This window comes from Candidatus Aminicenantes bacterium (assembly GCA_026393795.1).
GTDB lineage: Bacteria > Acidobacteriota > Aminicenantia > UBA2199 > UBA2199 > UBA2199.
Genome location: JAPKZL010000273.1, coordinates 1 through 1924, shown reverse-complemented (window position 1 = coordinate 1924; position 1924 = coordinate 1). Strand labels below are relative to the sequence as shown.

The 1924-nt window shown below is 51.3% G+C and carries 2 protein-coding genes; both read right to left on the bottom strand.

What is annotated here, in order from left to right; translation table 11 throughout:
• The coding region (locus NTW95_13260) for a DEAD/DEAH box helicase (protein ID MCX6558377.1) at positions 1–794 on the bottom strand (794 nt) is incomplete at its 3' end.
• 307 nt (positions 795–1101) lie between these two features.
• On the bottom strand, positions 1102–1924 hold an 823-nt coding region (locus NTW95_13255; GenBank protein ID MCX6558376.1), incomplete at its 5' end, for a Fic family protein.

Sequence of the window (1924 nt, the reverse complement as noted above, 5' to 3'; positions counted from 1 at the left end):
GCCTGGAGCCTTTCGACCAGTTCGTCAACGCGGATCTTGGTGTTGCAGAAGATCAGGGCCCGCTTCAGGTCATGGATATCGATCAGCCGCGCCAGGATCTCGGTTTTCTGGAATTCCTTCACTTCAAAATAGGTCTGCTCGACGCCGGGAACGGTCAGGTCCTCGTGCACTACCCGGATCAGTTCGGGTTTGGTTTGAAACGCCTTGCTCAAAGACAGGATGGCCTTGGGCATGGTGGCCGAAAAAAGCAGGGTCTGATGCTGCGCCTGGATGGCGCCCAGGATGAATTTCATTTCATCGACGAAGCCCATGTCCAGCATCTCGTCGGCTTCATCGAGCACGGCCGTGCGCACCTGGTCCAGTTTCAGGGTCTTGCGTTCCATGTGGTCGCGGACGCGGCCGGGAGTGCCGACCACCACATGGACGCCCCGCTGCAGGGCGGCGATCTGGCGTTCGATGGGCTGGCCGCCGTATACCGGCAGGATGCGGATGTCTTTTTTATGCTTGCTGAGCAGCTTCAGCTCTTCGGCGATCTGCACGGCCAGTTCACGGGTCGGGCAAAGGATCAGGGCCTGTACTTTTTTCTGGTGGGACTCGATGCCTTCAATAATCGGGATGCCGAAAGCGGCCGTTTTCCCGGTGCCGGTCTGGGCCTGGCCGATGATGTCGGCTCCGGCCAGGATTGGGCCGATGGCCAGGGACTGGATCGGCGTGGCCTCTTCAAAGCCCATCTCGCTGATGGCCTTGCTCATTTCATGGGAAAGTTCGAAATCGGCAAAATTCTTTTTTAACATTGTTGGTTTCCTTTTGCATGAGGAAGGGGACGCCGTTTTAAATGGCTCAGGCCAGAAAACGGTCGCTGCACGTGGAAAAACGCAACCATAAAACGCAACCACTATTTGAAGGGAAACGGTTTATTATCTCTCTGTGATTCTTATTCCTAATGAATTGTTAGTATACCATGCCCGGCATCAGAGGTAAAATGCTTCCTAAGCCGCTAAGTTTTTCTGTTTATGGATACAAATGGACAGATTATTTAGGGAATCGAAAATATTATTATTAAAAAAACTTGATGACAATGCTTATGTGGAAAGTGATCGTTTAGTTGACCTTTTTTTCCGGCTCCGACTTATTCTTCTGCGGGATACATTGTAGCGGAAGAAAGGAGAGGATTACCTCTCTGCGAGCGCGGACTTTCCGTCCCTCTCGAGTGATTAAACTCATTTTTTCTAGTTGGTTGATATCCCGGTGCACAGTTTTTTGCGTTCTCCCTGCATATGCTTTAGCAAGCCGGGGAGTCAATTCGGATATTTCGGCCATAGCAACCCAATCTCCCTTAGCGCCAAGATCCAAAGCTAAATGCCTCTCCCGTATATCACTCGGATGAGTGCGATTTTGGAACTGTTCGTGAACATGATTCTGCCAAACGATGTCCCATTGCTGCTCCCAAACGAAATTCATCTGTTCATGAAGGCCATCAACGAAACCGCGCACGGCATATTGCAGGAAGGGCATGATATCGCCACCTGTCTTACTGGAAAGGTTAAGCTGTCGATAATATTCGCTGCGAGTTTGGTTGTAATGGTTGCTTAATAGATGTGCAGCGGGGGAAGGAATCCCGGCCGCAAGTAATATATAAAATTCCAGTAATCGTGCCGTCCTGCCGTTACCATCCCCGAAAGGATGGACCCAGACTAGATACAAGTGCGCTACGATCGCCTTGATAATCGCAGAGACTGACTCCCGGCCCTTTGTTTCCTTGAAATCATCCCCTTGCAGCCATGTACATAGTTTCTCCAGCAGATAATCGCAGTCGGCGGCGGCTGGAGCACGATAGACGTCTCCTACAACTACTTGGTGCCCGCGCAGTTTTCCCGGCACGACATCTTCGGCTAATGGCAGTTTTTCCAGTACCTGCTGGTTG